The 22,224-nt window shown below is 50.2% G+C and carries 21 protein-coding genes; 13 read left to right on the plus strand and 8 right to left on the minus strand.

Features of this window, described 5'->3' with window-relative positions; all coding sequences use genetic code 11:
• The 10 genes from secY to carA all read left to right on the plus strand — a co-directional run bounded on the left by secY (position 1) and on the right by carA (position 7,399).
• A complete protein-coding gene (gene secY, locus ACYVC2_RS26710) occupies positions 1 to 1,320 on the plus strand; it encodes a preprotein translocase subunit SecY (RefSeq protein ID WP_461107709.1) in 1,320 nt (439 codons plus the stop codon).
• A gap of 32 nt (positions 1,321 to 1,352) precedes the next feature.
• Positions 1,353 to 2,165: a type I methionyl aminopeptidase gene (map, locus tag ACYVC2_RS26715; protein WP_461107711.1), complete on the plus strand. Its 813-nt coding sequence runs from the start codon at positions 1,353 to 1,355 to the stop codon at positions 2,163 to 2,165.
• Between the two features lie 7 nt (positions 2,166 to 2,172).
• Positions 2,173 to 2,391, plus strand: coding sequence for a translation initiation factor IF-1 (infA, locus tag ACYVC2_RS26720; protein ID WP_009284801.1), 219 nt, complete (start codon positions 2,173 to 2,175; stop codon positions 2,389 to 2,391).
• Positions 2,392 to 2,483: 92 nt separating this feature from the next.
• Positions 2,484 to 2,600, plus strand: coding sequence for a type B 50S ribosomal protein L36 (gene ykgO / locus ACYVC2_RS26725; RefSeq protein ID WP_009284800.1), 117 nt, complete (start codon positions 2,484 to 2,486; stop codon positions 2,598 to 2,600).
• Between the two features lie 2 nt (positions 2,601 to 2,602).
• Positions 2,603 to 2,980, plus strand: coding sequence for a 30S ribosomal protein S13 (gene rpsM, locus ACYVC2_RS26730; RefSeq protein WP_020603978.1), 378 nt, complete (start codon positions 2,603 to 2,605; stop codon positions 2,978 to 2,980).
• Positions 2,981 to 3,079: 99 nt separating this feature from the next.
• Complete coding sequence (rpsK, locus tag ACYVC2_RS26735; RefSeq protein WP_111350591.1) at positions 3,080 to 3,475, plus strand: 30S ribosomal protein S11; 396 nt, start codon at positions 3,080 to 3,082, stop codon at positions 3,473 to 3,475.
• Between the two features lie 78 nt (positions 3,476 to 3,553).
• Positions 3,554 to 4,159 carry a 30S ribosomal protein S4 gene (gene rpsD, locus ACYVC2_RS26740; RefSeq protein ID WP_461107713.1) on the plus strand — a complete coding sequence of 202 codons (606 nt, stop codon included), beginning with the start codon at positions 3,554 to 3,556 and terminating at the stop codon, positions 4,157 to 4,159.
• Positions 4,160 to 4,343: 184 nt separating this feature from the next.
• Positions 4,344 to 5,333 (plus strand): DNA-directed RNA polymerase subunit alpha, encoded by a 990-nt coding sequence (locus ACYVC2_RS26745; protein ID WP_461107715.1) that lies wholly within the window; start codon positions 4,344 to 4,346, stop codon positions 5,331 to 5,333.
• A gap of 82 nt (positions 5,334 to 5,415) precedes the next feature.
• Positions 5,416 to 6,213, plus strand: a complete 798-nt coding sequence (rplQ, locus tag ACYVC2_RS26750; protein ID WP_461107717.1) for a 50S ribosomal protein L17 — start codon at positions 5,416 to 5,418, stop codon at positions 6,211 to 6,213.
• Positions 6,214 to 6,295: 82 nt separating this feature from the next.
• Positions 6,296 to 7,399, plus strand: a complete 1,104-nt coding sequence (gene carA, locus ACYVC2_RS26755) for a glutamine-hydrolyzing carbamoyl-phosphate synthase small subunit (protein WP_461107719.1) — start codon at positions 6,296 to 6,298, stop codon at positions 7,397 to 7,399.
• Positions 7,400 to 7,435: 36 nt separating this feature from the next.
• Here carA and ACYVC2_RS26760 read toward each other — a convergent pair whose 3' ends face one another.
• The 3 genes from ACYVC2_RS26760 to ACYVC2_RS26770 form a co-directional block, all read right to left on the minus strand.
• The gene (locus ACYVC2_RS26760) at positions 7,436 to 11,446 is read right to left on the minus strand and encodes an AAA domain-containing protein (RefSeq protein WP_461107721.1); all 4,011 of its coding nucleotides are present in this window, start codon (positions 11,444 to 11,446) and stop codon (positions 7,436 to 7,438) included.
• Positions 11,447 to 11,558: 112 nt separating this feature from the next.
• A complete protein-coding gene (locus tag ACYVC2_RS26765) occupies positions 11,559 to 12,806 on the minus strand; it encodes a PepSY-associated TM helix domain-containing protein (RefSeq protein ID WP_461107723.1) in 1,248 nt (415 codons plus the stop codon).
• A gap of 211 nt (positions 12,807 to 13,017) precedes the next feature.
• The gene (locus ACYVC2_RS26770) at positions 13,018 to 14,076 is read right to left on the minus strand and encodes a TerC/Alx family metal homeostasis membrane protein (RefSeq protein ID WP_461107725.1); all 1,059 of its coding nucleotides are present in this window, start codon (positions 14,074 to 14,076) and stop codon (positions 13,018 to 13,020) included.
• 144 nt (positions 14,077 to 14,220) lie between these two features.
• Between ACYVC2_RS26770 and ACYVC2_RS26775 the strand changes: the two genes are divergently transcribed.
• The gene (locus tag ACYVC2_RS26775) at positions 14,221 to 14,961 is read left to right on the plus strand and encodes a glycosyltransferase family 2 protein (protein ID WP_461107727.1); all 741 of its coding nucleotides are present in this window, start codon (positions 14,221 to 14,223) and stop codon (positions 14,959 to 14,961) included.
• 79 nt (positions 14,962 to 15,040) lie between these two features.
• On the opposite strand, the gene lpdA is transcribed toward ACYVC2_RS26775, so the two are convergent.
• On the minus strand, positions 15,041 to 16,441 hold the full coding sequence (gene lpdA, locus ACYVC2_RS26780; RefSeq protein WP_461107729.1) for a dihydrolipoyl dehydrogenase: 1,401 nt from the start codon (positions 16,439 to 16,441) through the stop codon (positions 15,041 to 15,043).
• Positions 16,442 to 16,668: 227 nt separating this feature from the next.
• Here lpdA and prfB point away from each other — a divergent pair.
• Together prfB and ACYVC2_RS26790 are read left to right on the plus strand one after the other, a co-directional pair.
• A protein-coding gene (gene prfB / locus ACYVC2_RS26785) for a peptide chain release factor 2 (protein ID WP_461107731.1) occupies positions 16,669 to 17,746 on the plus strand; the annotation gives its coding sequence in 2 pieces (ribosomal slippage) (positions 16,669 to 16,728 and positions 16,730 to 17,746; 1,077 coding nt in all).
• A gap of 120 nt (positions 17,747 to 17,866) precedes the next feature.
• Positions 17,867 to 18,595, plus strand: a complete 729-nt coding sequence (locus ACYVC2_RS26790) for an SGNH/GDSL hydrolase family protein (protein WP_461107733.1) — start codon at positions 17,867 to 17,869, stop codon at positions 18,593 to 18,595.
• A 12-nt stretch (positions 18,596 to 18,607) separates the two neighbouring features.
• On the opposite strand, the gene ACYVC2_RS26795 is transcribed toward ACYVC2_RS26790, so the two are convergent.
• The 4 genes from ACYVC2_RS26795 to metE all read right to left on the minus strand — a co-directional run bounded on the left by ACYVC2_RS26795 (position 18,608) and on the right by metE (position 22,177).
• Positions 18,608 to 19,018, minus strand: a complete 411-nt coding sequence (locus ACYVC2_RS26795) for an acyl-CoA thioesterase (RefSeq protein ID WP_461107735.1) — start codon at positions 19,016 to 19,018, stop codon at positions 18,608 to 18,610.
• A gap of 7 nt (positions 19,019 to 19,025) precedes the next feature.
• Positions 19,026 to 19,271: a cysteine-rich CWC family protein gene (locus ACYVC2_RS26800; protein WP_461107737.1), complete on the minus strand. Its 246-nt coding sequence runs from the start codon at positions 19,269 to 19,271 to the stop codon at positions 19,026 to 19,028.
• The gene (locus tag ACYVC2_RS26805; protein ID WP_461107739.1) at positions 19,268 to 19,783 is read right to left on the minus strand and encodes a PAS domain-containing protein; all 516 of its coding nucleotides are present in this window, start codon (positions 19,781 to 19,783) and stop codon (positions 19,268 to 19,270) included. Before ACYVC2_RS26805 ends, ACYVC2_RS26800 begins: the two co-directional genes overlap by 4 nt.
• Positions 19,784 to 19,855: 72 nt before the next feature.
• A complete protein-coding gene (gene metE / locus ACYVC2_RS26810) occupies positions 19,856 to 22,177 on the minus strand; it encodes a 5-methyltetrahydropteroyltriglutamate--homocysteine S-methyltransferase (protein WP_461107741.1) in 2,322 nt (773 codons plus the stop codon).
• Between the last annotated feature and the right edge of the window lie 47 nt (positions 22,178 to 22,224).

A 22,224-nucleotide genomic window follows, 5' to 3' on the forward strand; every position in this document is an offset into this window, starting at 1 on the left:
ATGAACCGACTCATCACCACGTTTAAGAATATTTTTGCAATTGACGAGTTGCGGGGTCGAATCCTCAACACACTTCTGTTTATTGCAGCCTTTCGTCTGGGTTCGGCTATCGTACTACCAGGCGTTGACCCTAGCAAGCTGAATCTTAACCCACAAGGGTTGCTCGGTTTGCTGGACACCTTTTTGGGTGGTGCGTTTAGTAAGGCTTCCATTTTCGCGCTGGGTATCATGCCGTATATTTCGGCATCGATCGCTATTCAGCTGCTTACGCTGGCTCTCCCCTACTTTCAGAAAATGCAGAAAGAAGGCGAATCGGGTCGTAAGCGGTTGAATCAGATTACACGAGTGCTTACCATTGGCGTAACAGCGGTTCAGGCCATTACGTACGTTAATACGACGATTCCTACCGATGCCCTGTTGATCAGCCGGAGCTTATTTACGATTTCATCGCTGTTCGTTCTGACCTCAGGGACTATTTTCTGCATGTGGTTAGGCGAACGGATTACCGACAAAGGAATCGGCAATGGTATTTCCATGATCATTATGATCGGGATCGTATCACGGCTTCCAGGTGCTATCATTGGAGAATTCCAGTCGCGTGGTTCGGGCGGTATACTGATTTTCGTTCTGGAAATGGTAGCACTCTACTTCGTTGTTATGGGTGCTGTCGTACTAACACAGGCTGTTCGTCGAATTCCTATTCAATACGCTAAACAAGTTATCGGTAATAAAGTTGTTGGTGGCCAGCGGCAGTATCTGCCCCTGAAGTTGAACGCAGCCGGTGTAATGCCGATCATTTTTGCTCAGGCGCTGATGTTCATCCCGACTTATGTAGCTGGGCTGTTCGCAGAGAAGAGTGATTTTGCCGCTAGCGTTCAGAACGCTTTCCAGAGCTATACTACCTGGCAGTACAACCTGCTGTTTGGCCTGTTAATTATCATCTTTACGTTTTTTTACACGGCTATCTCGGTCAACCCGACTCAGATTGCAGATGATATGCGTCGGAGCGGTGGATTCATTCCTGGGGTAAAACCTGGTATTCAAACTTCGGAATACATCGGTACCGTACTTGACCGGATTACTCTGCCTGGGGCAATTATGCTGGGGATCGTAGCCATTTTGCCGGCTATTGCTAACCTGCTGGGTATGACCACTGGATTTTCACAATTCTTCGGTGGTACGTCGCTGTTGATTATGGTCGGGGTGGTACTTGATACACTTCAACAAGTAGAAAGCTATCTGCTCATGCGCCGGTACGAAGGACTGATGAAGTCGGGCCGGGTACAAGGACGGACGAGCAGCGAGACAGTAGCCGCTTAATTAAGATGACAGGTTCAGATAAAAAGGATAAAATGATTTTTTACCGGAGCGACGAAGAAATCGCTCTGATAAAAATCAGCGCGCAGGTACTGGGTAAAGCCCACGCCGAAGTTGCTAAACTTATCCGGCCTGGCATAACGACGAAGGAACTGGACACAGTAGCGGAAACGTTTATTAGGGATAACGGTGGCGTTCCTTCATTCTTAGGATACAATAAGTTTCCGGCTTCGCTCTGTATATCAGTCAATGATGTTGTGGTTCATGGGTTTCCAAGCCGCTACGAACTTCACGACGGAGATATTGTCTCGATCGACTGTGGGGTAAAGCTGAACGGTTATCACAGCGATAGTGCCTACACGTATCCGGTTGGTGACGTAAATCCTGCTGTCCGGCGATTGTTGTCGCGCACGAAGGAGTCGTTGTATCTTGGGCTGGAAAAAGCAATTGATGGAAACCGGATCGGCGACATCGGTTATGCCATCCAGACTTACACCGAAAAGTGTGGTTACTCGGTCGTGCGAGAATTGGTGGGCCACGGCGTTGGGCAAAATCTTCACGAGGCTCCCGAGGTGCCGAATTACGGTAAACGCGGACAAGGGCCGAAGTTGCGCGAAGGTATGATCCTGGCCATAGAACCCATGATCAATTTTGGCAAGAAGGCAGTAGTGCAGGAGCGCGACGGCTGGACAATTCGAACAGTCGACCGCAAACCGTCGGCTCACTTTGAACATACGGTAGCTGTTCGGAAGGGTAAACCCGAGATTCTTACAACCTTTGAATACATTGAAGCAGTGACTGCGAATACAAGCCTGATGGTTGAAACACAGGAACTGATGGCCGCTTAAAGCGAATATGGCAAAGCAGAATTCTATAGAACAGGATGGTGTGATTTTGGAGGCATTGTCGAATGCTATGTTTCGGGTCGAACTGGCCAACAAGCACGAGGTAATCGCTCACATCTCCGGCAAAATGCGGATGAACTACATCAAAATTCTGCCTGGAGATCGCGTAAAGTTGGAAATGTCGCCTTATGACTTAAGTAAGGCAAGGATTGTGTACCGATACAAGTAAGTGAAGAATGAAGCGTGTAGAGCTACTAATGGCTGATCAATCAGCAGCAATTACTCTTCACGTATCACTTTTCACTCTTAACTCTAACAAAGATGAAAGTTAAAGCGTCCATCAAAAAGCGCAGCGAAGACTGCATCGTGATCCGGCGGAAAGGGAAGCTGTACGTGATCAACAAAAAGAATCCCCGTTACAAACAAAGACAAGGCTAAGCATGGCACGTATTGCAGGTGTTGATATTCCAGACAAGAAGCGTGGCGAAATTGCGCTGACATACATCTATGGCATCGGTCGTAGCCGAGCTAAGAAAATTCTGACCGACGCGGGCATCAGCGTTGATAAAAAAGCCAGCGAATGGTCAGATGATGAAGCAAGCGCAGTTCGTAACGCGATCTCGAACGAATACAAAGTAGAAGGTCAGTTGCGTTCAGAGGTCCAGTTAAGCATCAAACGCTTGATGGATATCGGCTGTTACCGGGGGCTACGGCACCGGAAAGGGCTGCCCGTTCGTGGTCAGCATACGAAGAACAACTCCCGTACCCGTAAAGGCAAGCGGAAGACAGTCGCAAACAAGAAGAAAGTAACGAAATAATTAATCGGTCGCTCATCGTCATACGAAGCATTTGTGGTCATATACGTCGTATGTGGCAAGTAATGCAAACCGGTGGCACATTGACGATTACCTAACAAAATGGCTCAAGCAAAACGCAAAGACAAAGCGAAAAAGCGGGTAGTAGTTGTTGAACCCGTCGGCCAGGTACACATCCGGGCTACGTTTAACAACATTATCATTTCGATCACCAACATGAACGGCCAGGTTATATCCTGGGCATCGGCCGGTAAGATGGGCTTCCGTGGCTCAAAGAAAAATACGCCGTATGCTGCTCAGACAGCCGCTCAAAACTGCGCCACCGTTGCCCATGACCTGGGGATGCGGAAAGCAGAAGTATTCGTGAAAGGTCCGGGTTCAGGCCGTGAGTCGGCGATTCGTACCATTCAGAACTCGGGGATCGAAGTAACGACAATTCGTGATATTACCCCGCTGCCGCACAATGGTTGCCGGCCGCCAAAGCGTCGTCGCGTATAAATACGGATGACATGAATAGGGACAGGCGACATTTGGTTGTGTCTGTCCAATGTTTCACAATTATTCATTCATTGAAGAATGGCACGTTACACAGGGCCAAAAGCCAAAATTTCGCGTAAGTTCGGTGAGCCTATTATGGGCCCCAGCAAAGCGCTCCAAAAGAAAAATTACGGACCGGGTATGCACGGTCGGGGCCGCAAACGGAAACAGTCTGAATATGCGCTCCAACTGCTGGAAAAGCAGAAAGTGAAGTATACCTACGGTATTCTCGAACGTCAGTTCCGCGCGCTGTTCCACCGGGCACAGGTTCGCGAAGGGATTACGGGGGAAAACCTACTCAAATTGTGTGAAGCCCGCCTTGACAACACCGTTTATCGGCTGGGTATCGCTTCTTCCCGCCGGGCAGCTCGTCAGTTGGTGTCTCACAAACACATCATCGTCGACGGTGAAGTAGTCAACATTCCTTCTTATTCGCTGAAACCTGGTCAGCTGATCGGTGTACGCGAGAAATCGAAATCGCTGGAAGCGGTTAGCACGAGTCTGTCAGCTCGTAATACGAAGCGCTATAACTGGGTTGAATGGGACACGCAACAATTGACGGGTAAGTTTATCAGCTACCCTGAGCGTGACCAGATTCCGGAGAACTTCAACGAGCAGGCCATCGTCGAATTGTATTCGAAGTAAGCTCCCTGGCAGAACTCCTTATGGGTTCTGCCGGATTTATATAATCGACGGTTTACAGTTGATTGGTTTTCGGTAGAAAGCTGGTCGTATGTCCAAAATAGTACCGAAAACCGAAGCTGAAAAACCGTAAACCTAATTTCAGTCTTCACGCCAAGGCAGAGAACTGCTGTAAAATGCGAAACGTATGTCAATATTAGCGTTCCAAATGCCCGACAAAGTCGTAGTGGAGAAAGCTGACGACTTTCACGGGGTGTTTGAATTCAAACCCCTTGAAAAAGGATACGGTGTAACAATTGGGAATGCGCTTCGTCGCATTTTACTATCATCACTGGAAGGTTACGCCATCACGAGCGTTAAGTTTCCAGGTGTTTTACACGAGTTTTCTTCGATCGAGGGCGTTGTTGAAGACGTGACCGAAATTATCCTGAACCTGAAGATGGTTCGGTTTAAGAAGATTTCGGACATGGTTGACAACAAAATTACGGTCAACATAAAAAAACAATCAGTCCTAAAAGCTGGTGATATATCCAAATTTTCGCCGTCGTTCGAGGTGTTGAACCCTGATCTGGAAATCTGCCATATCGACGACACGCGGGATCTGGAAATGGAAATTTTCGTGGAAAAAGGTCGTGGCTACGTTCCAGCCGACGAACCACGGGCTAACGAATTGCCTTTCGGTCATATTCCGATCGATGCTATTTATACGCCGATCAAAAACGTCAAATACAGCGTAGAAAACACGCGGGTTGAGCAGAAAACGGACTATGAGCGATTGCTGCTGGACATTGAAACCGACGGTTCGATTCATCCGGAAGAAGCGCTGAAAGGTGCCGCTTACATTCTGATTCAGCATTTCATGCTGTTCTCAGATCAGACCATGACGTTCGAAACCGCTAAGCCAGAAGAGGAAAATGTGGTCGATGAAGAAGTGCTGCACATGCGGAAACTTCTGAAAACGTCACTGGCTGATCTCGATTTGTCGGTACGTGCTTATAACTGCCTCAAGTCGGCGGATGTACGGACGTTGGGCGATCTGGTTCGGTTAGAAATTTCGGATATGATGAAGTTTCGCAACTTTGGTAAAAAGTCGCTGACGGAGCTTGAGCAACTTGTTGCGGAAAAAAACCTGACGTTCGGTATGGACGTCGCAAAGTACAGACTAGACGAAGATTAAGAAATCGTTTTGGGCATAGGGTTGGGGGCATGGGGTCAGTAAACCCTACACTCCAGGCCCCACGCTTTAAGCCAAGATAACAATGAGACACGGTAAAAAAGATAATCACCTCAGCCGGACGCACTCGCACCGCGAAGCGATGCTGCAGAATATGGCTTCCTCGCTCATCCTGCACAAGCGCATTGAAACGACTGTTGCGAAAGCGAAAGAACTCCGCAAGTTTGTGGAGCCCATTCTGACGCGGGCCAAAGATGACACCTACCAAAATCGTCGTGTTGTGTTTCAGTCACTGCACGATAAAGAAACGATTAAGGAGCTGTTCGGTACGGTAGCCGACAAAATTGCCAGCCGTCCTGGCGGGTACACGCGGATCATCAAGCTAGGCAATCGGCTGGGTGATAACGCTGACACCTGCCTGATCGAGTTAGTTGACTTCAATGAATTACTGATCGCTGCGGCTACAGAAAAGGCAACTGCTACGGTCAAAACCCGTCGGAGCCGTCGGAGCGGTGGTTCGCGTCAGGGTGCACCAGCTGCTGAAACCGCTGCGGTAGAAGTAGAAGCAGCGCCGGTAGCCTCTGAAGAAGCCCCTGCTACAGCTGAAGCAACGACGACCAGTAGCAACGACGATCTGACCAAGATTGAAGGCATTGGTCCGAAAATTGCAGAGTTGCTCAACAACGCAGGTATTACTACCTTTGCGCAGTTAGCCGACGCCCAGGATGAAACGGTTCAACAAGTGCTGACCGAAGCCGGTTCCCGGTTCAACGTACATGACGCAACTACCTGGAACGAACAGGCAGCCCTGGCCCGCGATGGCAAATGGGATGAACTGAACGCGCTACAGGATCGTTTGAAAGGTGGTAAAGAAACGGAATAGTGATTGACAAACACGTCATATGGAAATGGGTTAACCGCAACGGTTAGCCCTTTTTTTTAGTCTATTAAGTACAAACGCATAGATGAAACACACGCAGCAACCTGAAGCATTACTGGTTTTACAGGATGGTACAGTATACCGAGGGCTAGCCCTGGGAAAGATTGGAACAGCCGCTGGCGAAATCTGCTTTAACACAGGCATGACCGGCTACCAGGAAATCTATACGGACCCTTCCTATTATGGCCAGGTAATTATCAACACTACCTCCCATATTGGAAACTATGGGGTGCTGAACAATGCTGAACAAGAGTCGAATGGTGTAAAAATCCGCGGCATGGTCTGCAACTTTTTTTCCAATATTCACTCGCGTTATACAGCAGACGGTTCGCTCCAGGACTATTTTGAACGGGCGAATATTGTCGGGATTCATGGGGTAGATACCCGGCAGTTGGTCCGTTACATCCGCTCGAAAGGTGTGATGAACTGTATTATTTCATCCGAAAATCTTGATCCGGCTGCATTGCTGGCCAAGTTACATCAGGTTCCCGACATGGCAGGTCTCGAACTTTCGTCGGAAGTTAGTACGAAAGACGCTTATGAACAGGGCGATCCGGAAGCACGGCTACGGGTAGCTGTACTCGATCTGGGGGTAAAACGGAGCATTCTGAGCAATTTCAATCAGCGGGGTGTATTCTGCAAAGTTTTTCCGGCGCGTACTGCACATGCGGAATTAGCGGCCTGGAAGCCCAATGGTTATTTCATAGCTAACGGACCTGGCGATCCGGCAGCTATGCCTTATGCCGTCGAAACCGTTAAACAGGCGCTGGAAACCGACAAACCGCTCTTCGGCATTTGTTTAGGACATCAGATTTTATCGTTGGCCAGTGGTATTTCAACTTATAAAATGCACAATGGCCACCGGGGTCTGAATCACCCGGTTAAGAACCTGATAACGGGCCATTGCGAGGTAACGTCGCAGAACCACGGTTTTGCGGTGAAAGCCGATGAAGTGATGGACCACCCAAATGTTGAGCTGACGCACGTTAACCTCAATGACAAAACGATTGAGGGAATACGGCGAAAAGACAAACCCGCTTTTTCGGTGCAATACCACCCGGAATCGTCACCGGGCCCGCACGATTCGCACTATTTATTCGATCAGTTTATCAACATGATGAACGACTAACGAAAAAGCCTGGGGAAACTCAGGCTTTTTCGTTCCTTACCGAACCGTTCCCGTATATTCGTTGTCACGCCAAAACTCGCGGCTCCAGATTCGCCGGAAGGGCCATTTGCGCTGATGCAAGGCAATGGGTAGATACGCATGCGACTGCTTCAGTGTTTGCTGGTAGTATAAATCATCGTCCGTCAGAACAAGCGATTCGTATTGGTCCCCGGCTTTAACCGTCAGATCGGCAAATGGCAATTCAGGTTTCCAGTCGGGATGCTGACGAGTTAGTTTATTTTTCAGTAAGGAACTGGCGGGTAAGGCCTGTTGGCCGGACGGAACAGGACAAAATTGTTCCTGAGCAACGTTCAGGGCATATCCCAGATACGCTTTTAGTAAGCGAGGGCCTTCATTGGCCGTTTCGGCAACGCTTAATTGTTCGGGCCAGAGACTAGTCACTACGTACACCCGCTCGCGGGCACGCGTAACGGCTACATTAAGCCGGTTTTCGCCACCACGGGCGTTTAAACTCCCGAACTGCATCGCCATTCGGCCACGCTCGTCTGGCGCATAACCCACCGAAAAAATGATCACATCGCGCTCATCGCCCTGTACATTCTCAATGTTCTTCACGAATAGCTGCAATGTCTCAGGCAAGCCCGCTTCCGAAGGCAGCTCGTCCGAAATATTATTTTCCAGCATATCCTGAATCAGCTGCTGCTGCGGGTAATTGAAGGTGACAATTCCTACCGAGCGCCCCGGTAATTCGGTCATGATCTGACCAAGGAGCTTGAGAATGGCTTCTGCTTCGATTGGGTTTGTATGTTGCTGCCAGATCCCTTTTACGTTTAGGTAACGAATCGCTGGCTCACGGCGATTCACATCCTCAAAATAAGGAAGCAGGGATAAAGTATTTTGGTAAAAATACTGGTTAGAGAACGTGATCAGATCGAGAGAATGGCTGCGGTAATGTTCAGTCAGGGCTACCTGCGGCAGTTGCTGAGCGGCTAGTTCGAGCAGGGACTCGACTTCCAGGGCGGCAGGTAGGGTTTCTTCCTGCCCGGCTTCGTCGATCCGGATTCGATAGAGATCGCTCGGACGAAGCTGCTGATTATCGCCGGTCACAACAACCTGGTGTCCTCGAACCATGGCTGGGATACCATTTTCGGCAAAGCATTGGGAAGCCTCATCGAAAATGACCAGATCGAACAGGCCTTCGCGCAGGGGAAACATAGCCGAAACCGATTCGGGCGATGCGAGCCAGCAGGGTACTAACTTGAACACTTCCTCCGCAAACGATTCCATTAGTTTCCGAACCGGCCAGACATTGCGCTTCTTGGTCGTCTGATGCAGTAAATCGCGGTAAGTCACTACGTTGTTCAGGCGATTGAGTGTCAGGTTCCGGTACGTTTGTCCGCGCAGCCTGACCAGCAGAATATCGCGGCTCAGGCGCTGTTTTTGCAGTATGCTCGTCTGTAGGCTCTGTTCCCACTGACTCATTTTAAGCGAAGACACACTACGCAATTCAGGATATTTTACCTCAAGATGCTCCAGCCAGGTTCGACGCAGGCTTGTTTGGAAAACCCTGGTCCATTGGGTCGTTTCGAATGATTGCAACCGCTCAACGACCGCTTTCTCAGGCGCCGAAAACCCCGCCCACAATCGGTCGGCTTCTACTAGAAAATCAAAATCAGCCCGAAGTGTGTGCTTAAGCTGTTGACTAAATACCTCATCCTGCCAGCTATTCCTTATCTGCTCAGCGGTCAGGTTAAGCTCCTGCGCCGTTTGTTCCTGCCCGACCATTGCGGCAAGATTCAGCAGTGTTGTTACACCCGCTACGAAATGCTCATGCGTCTGCCAGCCTGCCTCCGGCAGCAGTTGCAACGGCATAATTCCCTTCACTCGTTCCGTGAGGTGCTGCGCTCGGCGAACGAGACGCAGGCTGGCAGCGGACTCCGGGAGCGACAACCCGGCCAACAGGGCACTGGCTTCATAACGGGTAGCTTCCAGTCGGATGCGCTTATCGATTTTTGTGGCTAATGTCTGTAAATCGGTTAAGGTCATCTTCAACCCATTACTCCGAACCAGGATTTGAAGACGCTTACTTCCGGCATTGGTCAGTTGCCACCAATTCCAGCTAATCCAGGACGTCCGAGCCCTTAGGGCGTCTGTCAGCAAATCCCGGAACGCTCGTAGATCAGGCGTCGCCAGCGATTCTTCAGGGCCAGGCGTTTCCAGCGATTCATCCCAGGCTTGTGCAATCTGCTCAAGTTTTGCTTCATCGACCGTTAAAGCAAGATGACCGGGAAGCGTCCGGAGCATCTTAACCACTTCCCAGAGTTCAGACGCATCAGAAACTTCCAGCAACGTCAGTAAGGCCGTTAGTTCCCAGTCGTGCCCCAGCCACGCCAATAGAGCCGGCAATGGAAGCGGAGCGGTTAGTAAGGCTGTTGTCTGTGCATTTGCTGCATCGCGAAGTTGCGACCAACGACTAATGCCTTGCTCGATTCTACTTAAATCCGCGTTGGTAAAGAAAGTAAAATCAACCCGCTCTTGCCAGAGATGATCCGTACCTATACGCTGCCGATAAGCCGCGTAGTTTGTCAATCGGCTGATAAAGTTATCCACAGCTGTAAAATGAAATTGTGAATAACTATCTTCCAAACTGATGGTAGGTGCATCAGAATCGCTGGTTAGGTACAGTTCTTTAGCAGACAACCCGCATTCATTCGTATCGAACAGAGCGGCTTTGAAAGCCTGCAAGTCAGTAATCAATTCATCTATTCGCCGGCTTTCCACGTCAAAATCGCGCTCGAGCAGCACGGCATTCAGGCTATTATTCTGCTGACGATATGCCTCGATCTGGTTGATCTGTGTGGCAATCTGAACATAGAGCGCCCGTCGGTCATCCTGAAAATCATGGATCAGCGCCAAAAACGGGGCCATACCGACCTGACAAAGGCGCTCCTGTACTACGTCCAGGGCCGCCCGTTTCTGACAAACCAGCAAGACGCGCTTCCCGGACGCAGCCGCGTCGGCCATCAAATTCGCGATGAGCTGCGATTTACCTGTACCTGGCGGCCCCTGCACCACCAACGACTGACCTGCTTTCACCGCCCGTACCGCTGCTTCCTGCGAGGCATCCATGGGTAGTGGGGTGTGGATAAATTTTTCGGGCAGGGGTTGCGCGGGGAGCAGGGTGCGGGAGGAATTAGTAAAAGGCACTACCTCCTTATTCTCTTCTTCCTGCTCTGACCCATTACCCTCTTCCCGGCTCTCTTCCCCCTCCGCAATCAGCATGTCGTAATCCGGAACAAGAAACGAACCCGCCTGCGGAAAAATACCGAGCACAGCTTCCGGATATAGCTTTAGTTCGCCGGTTCGTTCGAGCTGGGTAAGATCTTTTACAGTTTGTTTGTTGAAAAACTGAAGCTTATCGGCAAACAAATCCTGGTTGAAATTGATCTCGAGAGGAGTGGTTTTCAGCCATTCATACAACTGTGTGCGAAACACTAGCGGGTCGCGGTCGAAATCATCCAGGGTTTTCTCGACAACGTCGTCGGGCAGCTTTACCTGATTGAACTGCCCATAAGCCAGTGCCAGCGTCGGGTTCAGAAATGCCAGTTCATCACCCCGGCGTGTAAGCTTCCAGAATTTCCCCTGCTGTTCAATGTTTACCGGAAAAAACAAAAGCGGCCCATGAACGACCGTATCGTCGAGAAACTTTCCTTTCACAAAGGGCCAACCTACATATAAATCTTCCGTGCCCCGCTCGTCTTCGATGAACCGAGCCGTACGATCAATTCGGCGGATTTTACGACTAACTTCATTGCTGCGCTCCTGTCGAGCATCCAGCACCTCGCAGACAGTTATAGAAGGTTTACGGCTGATGAGGTCGGTAAGAAGACTGAAAGAAGGTTTATTGAGCAGAAAATCTGTTTCCTGTAAATCCAGAAACTGGCCGGCCGGCAAACTCGTCAGTACCAACGAGCGGTTACGGCTGCTAAGATTGGTTAAGCGTCGGCGAAAGGTTTTGAGGATGGACGTCTGAACAGGAATTTTCACGGATGTCTGAACCGCCAACTACTTGACAGAATTTATAAGATGAGCAGGATGGTAACGCTTAGCAAGGTAAAAAATCCTGTTCATCCGAACGTCGGTTCGGCCGTAAATTCTGTCAGTGGACCCGGGCGGGGCGATACATCTTTTTCGCCGGACCAACCGACTTCAGTGCCTGTTTATCTTTTTTGGCCTTTTTCCGTCGCCCCCACCAGATCATAAAGCCAGTAATGGGCAAACTAGCGCAGACAAGACTGGCGCAGAAAGCCATAATTTTACCCGGCAAGCTCAGAATAGCACCGGTATGAATATCGTAATTCATACGCCGTAGCTTATCGCCAAAACCCGCTTTGGCATACGGGCCCGCGTATGGTCCTTCACCCGGAATACGTTTTAGCGTCTGCTGATCGAACGAATAGTAATCGAGCTTGTAATAAGTGCCAGGTTTGTAGTTCACATATGCGAAAATAGATTCTGACGCTTTCTCGGGCGTGGAGATATATACGCCAGCCGTTGTGGGCATGGTCTTTACCAACCGTTGCCAGACCACATCGACAGGCGATGCAAACCGCCGGGCTACGGTCGTATCCGATAAGGGGGTCGAGAAAGCAGGGGCCGTTTTACCACCTGTCGTTGCCCAGTAGACGGAGTTGGCAAACCACTGAACGCCAAAAGTCATACCGGTTAAGGCAAGAATCAGGGCAAAAAATAAAGCATAAAAGCCCGGTACGTTATGCAAGTCATAATTAACCCGTCGCCATTTTGCTTTCCATTTTACTTTAAAGCTTTTATCCCGATTGGCTTTAGACAGGTTTTTAGGCCACCACAGTACGATACCCGTAATTAATAGAATCGTGAAAACCAGCGTCCCATAAGCAACCACGGGCTGTCCAACAGATTCTGGTAGCCATAGGTAATAATGGCCGTGCAGAATGAAGTGAAAAAAATCGGTCTCTTCATCCTGTATTTTCAGAATATTGCCCGTGTAAGGATTCAGGTAGACTTGGTAGTAATAATCTGGATCGACCGCGTAAAAGGATACGATGGCACTTTTACCAGGCCCGCCATAAATAACGGCTTTAGCAGGTTTGTCTACGAGTGCTTCTTCGGCAATTGCCTGTAAGCGAGAGGGAGGCAGAACGCTGGCTTTAGCCACCGGCTCGGTGTATTGGTAAGGGCGCAGAACGGTCTTGATTTCCTGCTCGAAGGCTAGTATACAACCTGTGGTAGCCACAATAAACACCAGCAACCCAGACGCTAATCCAAGCCAGAGGTGAAGTTTTCCAACCAGTTTTTTCCCCATTGTCCGTTTAGTCAGTTGTTTGCCTTTACATTCATTGCTGTTCAGGCGGACGTTTCGCGGCATTTCGACCTGGCAGCTGCACAGTAAAGCCGATAGCGACGAAACTATTTAGACTAATTCTAAAGCAAAGGTAAATAGATATTGATAGCGAGCCGCCTACAGGCGAAAATTTATTGGTGCTATTGCTTGATCGGCGCTGCTATTAGATAGGGGAAAACCATTAGCGGCTTGTTCGTAGGCGGCTCTCGGGTCGTTCCGGGTGCGATATGGCGCGCTACTCTTCCTTTTTTTCAGGAATCAGCCAGGAAGCCAAAATACTGATGCTCAGAATGGCGATGATGATGTAAAGTGAATAAACTGGCTTGAATCCCTGCTCAGCCAGCCAGTGTTCAGCCAGCATCTTAGCGCCGATAAAGGTCAGCAAAACAGCCAGACCTACTTTCAGGAAGCGAAACTGGCTCATGATACTGGATAAGAAGAAGAACATCGAACGTAGCCCCATGATGGCAAAAACATTCGAAAAGAAAACGATGTAGGGATCTTTGGTGACCGAAAAAATAGCCGGGATCGAATCGACAGCGAATACCAGATCGGTGAATGCAATTACGATTACGATCAGAAAAAGCGGAGTAACAAACAGTTTTCCATCGGTTTTTCGGCGGATAAAGAAATTATCTGTGACGTTGCGGTGGTAAACATTCAGATACTTGCTGGCAAACCGAATGACGGGGTGCTTCGATGGCTCGATTTTTTCGTCTTCTTCTTTCTGAAAAAAAAGTTGAATACCTGTGTAGACCAGAAATGCTCCGAACAGGTACATGATCCATTCGAACCGTTGAATTAAGGCCGACCCGACGAAAATAAAAATGAATCGCAGAACAATCGCTCCCAGAATTCCCCAAACCAGAATTTTTTTATAGTAGCGTTCGTGAACACCAAACGAATTGAAAATCAGGATAAAGACAAAAATATTGTCGGCCGAAAGCGAGTACTCGACCAGATAGCCCGTGATGTATTCCAGAGACATGTTGGCCTGAAACCGGGCCAGGCTGGCGGCAAAATTGCCCGGCACAAAAACGACGTGCTCGGCATAGAGGTCCCGAACTTCCTTCAGGCGGGCAAACGAATCGATGCCGTGAACTAGATAACCGAAATTCTGAAGGAAAAAATAGAAAGCAACGGATAAAGCAACCCAGATGGCACTCCAGATGGCCGCTTCTTTAAAATGAACTACATGACTTTGCTTTTTGGAGAAAACCCCAAGATCAATAATCATAATAGTGAGGACAAAAGCGGCAAAGGCAAGAAAAAACAAGGTTTCGCTGGAAAACATAATCGCTAAATATACAGCCGGTTAAGGCCCAAATCCATTTGTGCTGTGGATTAAAGAACAAATCTACGCCCAATCTGGCGAAGGAAATGGATGCAATTGCCAAAATTATTGGCATAGTCACACCGACCGCTTAATTTTGCCGCCATGTTCAACAACAAAAAAGTGATTGTGGTGATGCCGGCCTACCGGGCAGCACTGACGCTGGAACGTACTTACCGCGAAATTCCGTTCGATTTAGTTGACGATGTCATTTTAGTCGACGACGCCAGCCCCGATAATACCGTCGAAGTAGCCCGCCAGTTAGGGATCCGGCACGTCATCCGGCACGACAAGAACAAAGGCTATGGTGGCAACCAGAAAACCTGCTATGCTAAAGCCCTCGAACTCGGCGGAGATATTGTAGTAATGCTCCACCCTGACTATCAATACACACCGATGCTGTTGCCCGCCATGATATCCATCATCGGCAATGGCCTGTATCCGGTTGTGTTTGCTTCCCGAATTCTGGGAAAAGGTGCCCTGAAAGGTGGTATGCCAATGTACAAGTACATTGCCAACCGCTTCCTGACGTTCACTCAGAACCTGCTGATGAATCAGAAACTGTCGGAGTACCATACGGGTTACCGGGCGTTTTCGGGCGAGGTACTACGAAGTCTGGATTTTACGCACAACTCCGACGACTTCATTTTTGACAACGAAATGATCGCCCAGATTTTCTACAAGGGTTATGAAATCGGCGAAGTCACCTGTCCTACAAAGTATTTCGATGAAGCCTCCTCGATCAACTTCCGGCGCAGTTCCATCTACGGACTTGGTGTTCTGCGGACTTCAGTCCTGTATATGTTCACCAAGCTTGGCCTGATGCACTGGAAGATATTGAAGTAAATGAATAATGGAAAATGTACAATGAATAATGGTTGTTGGCGAACGTATTATTCACTGTACATTTTCCATTATTCATTTATTACAAATGAATCGCTTCGCCGTAAGCCGCTTCGGTGGCGTCTTTGATGGCTTCCGACATAGTCGGGTGCGGGTGAACGGCTTTCAGGATTTCCTCACCGGTCGTTTCCAGCTTGCGGGCGGCTACCACTTCGGCAATCATTTCGGTTACGTTGTTTCCGATGAAGTGAGCGCCCAGAAACTCGCCGTATTTAGCATCGAAAATCACTTTTACGAAGCCTTCCGGGGTTCCGGCCGCTTTTGCTTTTCCCGAAGCCGAGAAAGGGAATTTGCCAACTTTCAGCTCATACCCCGCTTCGCGAGCTGCTTTTTCGGTATAGCCAACCGATGCGATCTCGGGCGTGCAGTACGTACAGCCAGGAATGTTGTTGTAGTTCAGCGGTTCTACGTGTGGTAAGCCGGCAATTTTTTCAACACAAATAATCGCTTCGGCCGAAGCTACGTGCGCCAGGGCCTGCCCTTTCGTCACGTCGCCGATGGCGTAATAACCATCCACATTGGTGCGGTAATAATCATCGGAAACGATTTTGCCCCGCTCAACGGCAATACCCACTTCTTCCAGACCAATGTTTTCGATATTAGCCACAACGCCCGCTGCCGACAGGACAACGTCGACGTCGAACGTTTTTTCCCCATCGGGCGTATTCACGAACACTTTGCAGCCATTACCACTGGTGTCCACTTTCGTTACTTCCGATTTGGTATAAATATCGATCCCAAATTTTTTGTATTGCTTAGCCAACTCTTTCGAGATATCCTCGTCTTCAACCGGCACCACGTTGGGCAGGAATTCGACAATCGTAACCTTGGTACCCATGCTGGCATACACGTAGGCGAACTCAACCCCAATAGCGCCAGAACCGATCACCAGCAGCGAATCGGGCCGTTTCTCCAGCGACATCGCTTTGCGGTATTCGATTATTTTTGATCCGTCGATAGGAACATTGGGCAACTGACGGGCGCGTCCGCCGGTGGCAATAATGATGTGTTTGGCTTCGTACTCCGTCACCTTCCCATCGGCGCTCGTTACATCGATTTTTTTACCTGGTTTGATCTTTCCGTTCCCGAAAATAACATCGATCTTGTTTTTCTTCATTAGGAACTGAACGCCCTTGCTCATGCTATCGGCTACACCCCGGCTCCGCTTGATAACCGCCCCGAAGTCGGGCTTCGATTCGCCCGAAACCGTGATACCATAGTCGGCCGAATGCTTGATATATTCAAAAACCTGCGCCGATTTCAGCAGGGCTTTGGTGGGAATACAGCCCCAGTTCAGACAGATGCCGCCGAGGCTCTCGCGCTCGATAACGGCGGTTTTCATACCCAACTGCGACGCCCGGATAGCTGCTACGTAGCCGCCCGGCCCGCTACCCACAACGATTACATCGTACGGTGAAGCCATTAGTTAATGAATAGATTGTAAAGTGAATAATTAAGAAACCTTCTTACGAAGAGAACGCAAAGGTAGGCCGAAAAGTTGATACCGGGTCACTCGTCTGCCAACGGGCTGGACCGGAAACCTCTCCCCCACGTTCTTTTGTTCTATCTTTGCCAATGAAAGCCGTTGGGAGGTATCGTTATGTAAGCGGCCCCTGCTTTCTTTTCCAACACAACCAATACGACAAGTTCATGACAACCGACCAGTTGACCGACTTGAGAGCCAGAGTAGAGGCTCTAAGGGGGTATCTTTGACTACGACTCTAAAAAAGAACAATTAGCTGAACTCGAACAGCAAACTTTTCAGCCCGAATTCTGGACCGATGCGGCCCGGGCCGAAGGCATTATGAAACAGGTGCGAGCCCTGAAAGGCTGGACCAGCAGCTACGAAAAACTCAACAGTCAGTTCGGTGACCTCGAAACCCTGTTTGAATTCTATGAAGCGGGCGAGGTGAGCGAAGAAGAAGTCGATGAAGAAGGCCGTAACGTTACGGCTACGCTCGACGATCTGGAACTGAAAAAAATGCTTGGCAATGAAGAGGACCAGCTTAGCGCAGTTCTGGAAATAAACGCTGGTGCAGGAGGTACCGAAAGCCAGGACTGGGCCGACATGCTGTACCGGATGTACATGCGCTGGGCCGAGAAACATGGCTACGCTCTTAAACAGGTCGACTACCAGGAAGGCGATACGGCGGGGATCAAATCGGCCACCATCGAGGTAGACGGACCACTGGCATATGGATTTCTGAAGTCCGAAAATGGAGTTCACCGACTCGTGCGGATTTCTCCTTTCGACTCCAACGCCCGGCGGCATACATCTTTCGCATCGGTGTTTGCTTATCCGCTGGTCGACGATACCATTCAGATCGAGGTCAATCCCGCCGACATCGACTGGGATACCTTCCGATCGGGCGGGGCGGGTGGCCAGAACGTCAACAAAGTAGAAACCGCCGTTCGGCTTCGTCACCGGCCCTCGGGTCTGATTATCGAGTGTCAGCAGGAGCGCAGCCAGTTGCAGAACAAAGAGGTCGCGATGCGCTTGCTGAAATCGAAACTCTACGAAATTGAAGTGCAGAAGCGAAACGCAGCCCGCGCCGAAGTAGAGGCTGGTAAGCAAAAAATCGAGTGGGGATCGCAGATTCGCTCGTACGTGCTGGATGACCGGCGTGTGAAAGACCATCGTACCGGCCATCAGACATCGAATACAGAGGCCGTTCTGGATGGCGATATCGATCCGTTCATCAAAGCGTTTCTACTCGAGCAGGAATAATCCGGCCTACGCGGGCAGCCAGGCAGGATTCGTGTAAATGCAAGGATTATCCAGGATGTGACAATCTGATTTGGGCTACGCATCGTTTGTAACGCATGAAAGCTATCTGGTCAGGACATTATGGCCCTTCATACAATCACTCGAATCCTGCGGGGCACCCGTGCGGTGCTGGCAATTTTTCTGCTGGCCTGCACACAACATATTCCCGAACCCGAAATGCTTGTTCAGCCAAAGGCCGGCGCGTCCGAATATTCTTTTCTGTCGCTGGGTGATTCTTACACGATTGGCGAAAGCGTTTCGGCAGCAGACCGCTGGAGCGTACAACTGGCTGGTCTGCTCCGTAGGGATGGTATAGATTTGGCTGCACCCGACCTCATTGCCCGCACGGGCTGGACAACCTCGGAGTTGCAGACGGCCATTCAGGCAACTGGCAATCAGGAAACGTACAGTCTGGTTTCGCTGCTGATTGGCGTCAATAACCAGTACCGCGGCCAAAGCCCCGAACAATACCGCACCGAGTTTAGAGATTTGCTACAGACAGCTACGCGCTTTGCGGGCGGGAAAGCCAGTCGTGTATTTGTGCTCTCCATTCCCGACTGGGGTGCTTCGCCCTACGCGGCTGGACGCAACAGCACTATCATTGCCCAGGAGATCGATCTTTTCAACGCCGTTGCTCGAGAGGAATGTCAGAAAGCCTCCATTGCTTTTGTCGATATTACGCTGCTGACCCGGTCTGCGGCTGGTGATGACAGCCAATTTGCTTCCGACGGATTACACTATTCTGGCAGGCAAATGCGCCAATGGGCTCAGAAAGCGGTCCCTGTTGTGAAAGAGCTTTTAAGAAAGTAATTCGTTTAGTCACTACTCACTGGCGGATGCGCCGGTCTCTAAAATGCGAATGGGCTTTTTGTCTTCGTCGATGGCGACGAACGTAAACGATCCATGTATGGCCTGGTGCCGTTCGAAGTTGTACATTTCTTCTACATAAATTTCGACTGTGATCTGCAGACTAGTGTTGCCAATATGCGCGACCCGCCCGATCAGTTCGATGATGGTACCTGCCGGAATGGGTTTGGTAAAATTTATTTTGTCGGAAGAAACAGTCACGACGCGCTTTCGCGTGAAACGGGTGGCGGTTATAAAAGCAACCTCGTCCATCAGTTGTAGAGCAGTCCCTCCAAACAGGGTGTCGTAATGATTGGTCGTACTAGGAAAAACTGCTTTGAAGACGCGGGTCTCCGCGTCCTGGATCCGTTGTTCAATACTGGTCATAAAATAATTATGCGCATGTAGGCGCTGAAGCGACGGGCTCCTTCGGCAAATTGATGGCATACTCTGTCTGCAGAGCCAGCAAACAGCCTGCACAGAGGCATCCGCTGAAACGTTCACCGATGTATTGCCGTTGGCTCCCGGTTAGTTGAACGGCCGTACACTGACACAAGTCGATACTACCGACTTTGCATTCAAAGACCGTTCTGCAGCACGGGCAAACTACCTGGTCGTGTTTACAGGATGTGGAACTCATACGAAGGTTTCCTGCTCGAAGGCAATAAAGTTAACTAGTTGATGCAGATCGTTATGCACCGAAAAAATCGTTACATCGCACGAATAAACTGAGTTGTCTTTCCGGTAATTATGGATTGTTTCCCGAATAGACTGTTCTGTTTCGAGTGCCGTTCGTATGCGCAGCCGCGCCAAAGGGTCGGTGCTGTCGCCTTGTAAAAACGAAGGGTGTCGACCAATCGCTTCTTCGGCGGCATAGCCCGTCATTCGTTCAAAGGATTCGTTGACATACTGGATAATTTGTTCAGGATCGGTCACTACTAATGCCCAGTCAGGCTGGCCTAGCCACTGACGTGCCTGCACGGGCAACTGCCATCGGTTTTGTTGAGCCAACGCAGCCAGGGCTTCCGACGGATACTGGACGGTCTTGCGGATCGCACGGGGCATAAACTCCCAAGCCATATGAAGCGGCAAAATCCGAACGGCCTTGTTCTGCTCGCGAACCATGGCTGCGTAGTCTTTACCAGGATTCATGTTCATCGACGGTTTAGCAAACAGGTTATAACGTCCTGTCAATTATAACTAACAGGACGTATAACCTGTTTACTAAACCGTCGGTTCACCGATAAGCAGGCGAGCCGTTTGGGCCGCCTGCACCATATTTTTGAGTGCTTCGGTCGTTTCAGGCCAGCGACGAGTTTTCAGACCACAGTCGGGATTTACCCACAGGTTTCGCACGGGCAGCACATCTGCGGCTTTCGTTAGCAATTCCAGCATTTCGCCGGTAGTGGGAATACGCGGGCTATGGATATCGTATACGCCGGGGCCGATTTCGTTCGGATACTGAAAACGGGCAAAAGCTCCCAGCAATTCCATCTGCGACCGCGACGTTTCGATGGTGATGACATCGGCATCCAGCCGGGCAATGGCGGCCAGAATATCGTTGAATTCGGCATAACACATATGCGTATGAATCTGCGTGGCATCGTCAACTGCCGCGGCCGAAACCCGAAACGCCCGCACCGCCCAGTCCAGATACGCGGCCCAGTCTTCTTTGCGCAGGGGTAGCCCTTCGCGGATAGCTGGCTCATCGATCTGGATGACTCGAATGCCGGCCCGTTCCAGATCAATCACCTCATCGCGGATGGCCAGTGCAATTTGCAGACAGGTATCCCGGCGGGGCTGATCGTCCCGCACAAAAGACCACTGCAAAATCGTGACCGGTCCTGTGAGCATTCCCTTCACAGGCTTACGGGTCAGTGATTGAGCATACTGCGCCCAGCGTACGGTCATGGGGTTTGGTCGTTCAACGTCGCCGTAAATGATAGGCGGTTTCACACAGCGCGAACCGTAGCTTTGCACCCAGCCATTTTCGCTGAAAGCCACTCCTTCGAGCAACTCGCCAAAATATTCGACCATATCGTTTCGCTCGAACTCGCCGTGTACGAGTACGTCCAGGCCAATTTCTTCCTGCCAGCGAATCGCTTTTTCCGTTTCGATAGCAATGAAGCTATCGTACTCCGCCTGCGTCCGTTCGCCTTTTTTGAACTGAGACCGGTTCCGACGGATTTCTTCGGTCTGCGGGAATGACCCGATGGTGGTTGTCGGAAACAAGGGCAATTGTAACTGAGCATGTTGTAGCCGCTGACGCTGCTCAAACGTACTCTGCCGCTGGACATCTGCCTCCGTCAGTAACCGCGCCCGGGCCTGAACAGTTGGTCTATTGATTCGTTCGGATAACCGCCGGGCTGCTATTGCCTCCTGATTTCGGACCAGCTGGTCCTGTATCTGTTCCTTCGGGCTATCTGCTAAAGCGACCAGATCCGTTACCTCACTTAATTTTTGTTTGGCAAAAGCCAGCCAGGGTTTCAGCTCCGTCAGTAGTGAATCGGGATTCTTCTCTTCGTCCAGATCGCAGGGGGTGTGCAGCAGGGAACAGGAAGGAGCAACCATGATCCGGTCTGAACCGAGGATATCAGTAGCCCGCTGAATCAGCGTCAGTGAACGCTTCAGGTCATTGATCCAGATGTTGCGACCATCCACAACCCCCAGCGAAAGAATCGTAGAGCGATTGATGAATTCAGTCGACAGGATGTCCTCCAACTGATTGGGACAGCGAACCAGATCGATATGCAAAGCATCGACGGGCAACTGCGTCGCCAGAGAAAGATTATTACCGAAGCATTCAAAATACGAAGCGACCATCAGCTTCAGTTTCGGAAGCCGCTGCCTCAGATATTGATAAGCACTCCTGAAAGCGGTCTGCTCCTGCTCGTCCAGGTCCAATACCAGGAACGGCTCATCCAGTTGAATCCATTCGGCACCCAACTCCGCCAACCGGCTGAGCAGTTGTTCGTAAATGGGTAGTAAGCGGTCCAGTAAGTCCAATCGGTGAAAGCTGGCTTCTTTTTCTTTGCCCAGCAGCAAATAGCTAACGGGGCCGATCAGGACGGGTTTGGGAGTCGTTTCCAGAACGGTTCGCGCTTCTTCGAATTCGGCGAACAGTTTTTCGGAACGAAGCTGGAATGACTGACTCTGGATGAATTCGGGAACGATGTAGTGGTAATTGGTATCGAACCACTTGGTCATCTCCATAGCCGTTAGATCGAGGTCATCTCGCTGGTAGCCACGGGCCATGGCAAAGCAAAGATCCAGTTCAGTCGCTTTTTCGGCTAGTGCAGCGAAGCGTTCGGGAACGGCACCGACGGTCAGCGACAGGTCCAGGACCTGGTCATAGAATGAGAAATCGTTGCAGGGAATCAGCGAGACTCCCGCCCGCTGCTGCGTAAGCCAGTTGTCGTGGCGGATCTGCCGACCCATTTCCAGGAGTTGTGGCTGTGAAATTTTACCGGCCCAATACTGTTCACAGGCTCGTTTGAGTTCGCGGTGGCTACCGATTCGTGGATAGCCGAGGTTGTGTGCAATCATTTTTTGATTCGTTAAGAATGATGTACCGCGTTCGTTGCCGAACTCCC

It is taken from the genome of Spirosoma koreense (assembly GCF_054777875.1).

Excerpts from the sequence above, each read along its gene's own strand:
- secY (WP_461107709.1), top strand. The coding sequence starts at position 1 with ATGAACCGACTCATCACCACGTTTAAGAATATTTTTGCAATTGACGAG.
- map (WP_461107711.1), top strand. The coding sequence starts at position 1,353 with ATGATTTTTTACCGGAGCGACGAAGAAATCGCTCTGATAAAAATCAGC.
- infA (WP_009284801.1), top strand. The coding sequence starts at position 2,173 with ATGGCAAAGCAGAATTCTATAGAACAGGATGGTGTGATTTTGGAGGCA.
- ykgO (WP_009284800.1), top strand. The coding sequence starts at position 2,484 with ATGAAAGTTAAAGCGTCCATCAAAAAGCGCAGCGAAGACTGCATCGTG.
- rpsM (WP_020603978.1), top strand. The coding sequence starts at position 2,603 with ATGGCACGTATTGCAGGTGTTGATATTCCAGACAAGAAGCGTGGCGAA.
- rpsK (WP_111350591.1), top strand. The coding sequence starts at position 3,080 with ATGGCTCAAGCAAAACGCAAAGACAAAGCGAAAAAGCGGGTAGTAGTT.
- rpsD (WP_461107713.1), top strand. The coding sequence starts at position 3,554 with ATGGCACGTTACACAGGGCCAAAAGCCAAAATTTCGCGTAAGTTCGGT.
- ACYVC2_RS26745 (WP_461107715.1), top strand. The coding sequence starts at position 4,344 with ATGTCAATATTAGCGTTCCAAATGCCCGACAAAGTCGTAGTGGAGAAA.
- rplQ (WP_461107717.1), top strand. The coding sequence starts at position 5,416 with ATGAGACACGGTAAAAAAGATAATCACCTCAGCCGGACGCACTCGCAC.
- carA (WP_461107719.1), top strand. The coding sequence starts at position 6,296 with ATGAAACACACGCAGCAACCTGAAGCATTACTGGTTTTACAGGATGGT.
- ACYVC2_RS26765 (WP_461107723.1), bottom strand. The coding sequence starts at position 12,806 with ATGCCGCGAAACGTCCGCCTGAACAGCAATGAATGTAAAGGCAAACAA.
- ACYVC2_RS26770 (WP_461107725.1), bottom strand. The coding sequence starts at position 14,076 with ATGTTTTCCAGCGAAACCTTGTTTTTTCTTGCCTTTGCCGCTTTTGTC.
- ACYVC2_RS26775 (WP_461107727.1), top strand. The coding sequence starts at position 14,221 with ATGTTCAACAACAAAAAAGTGATTGTGGTGATGCCGGCCTACCGGGCA.
- lpdA (WP_461107729.1), bottom strand. The coding sequence starts at position 16,441 with ATGGCTTCACCGTACGATGTAATCGTTGTGGGTAGCGGGCCGGGCGGC.
- ACYVC2_RS26790 (WP_461107733.1), top strand. The coding sequence starts at position 17,867 with ATGGCCCTTCATACAATCACTCGAATCCTGCGGGGCACCCGTGCGGTG.
- ACYVC2_RS26795 (WP_461107735.1), bottom strand. The coding sequence starts at position 19,018 with ATGACCAGTATTGAACAACGGATCCAGGACGCGGAGACCCGCGTCTTC.
- ACYVC2_RS26800 (WP_461107737.1), bottom strand. The coding sequence starts at position 19,271 with ATGAGTTCCACATCCTGTAAACACGACCAGGTAGTTTGCCCGTGCTGC.
- ACYVC2_RS26805 (WP_461107739.1), bottom strand. The coding sequence starts at position 19,783 with ATGAATCCTGGTAAAGACTACGCAGCCATGGTTCGCGAGCAGAACAAG.
- metE (WP_461107741.1), bottom strand. The coding sequence starts at position 22,177 with ATGATTGCACACAACCTCGGCTATCCACGAATCGGTAGCCACCGCGAA.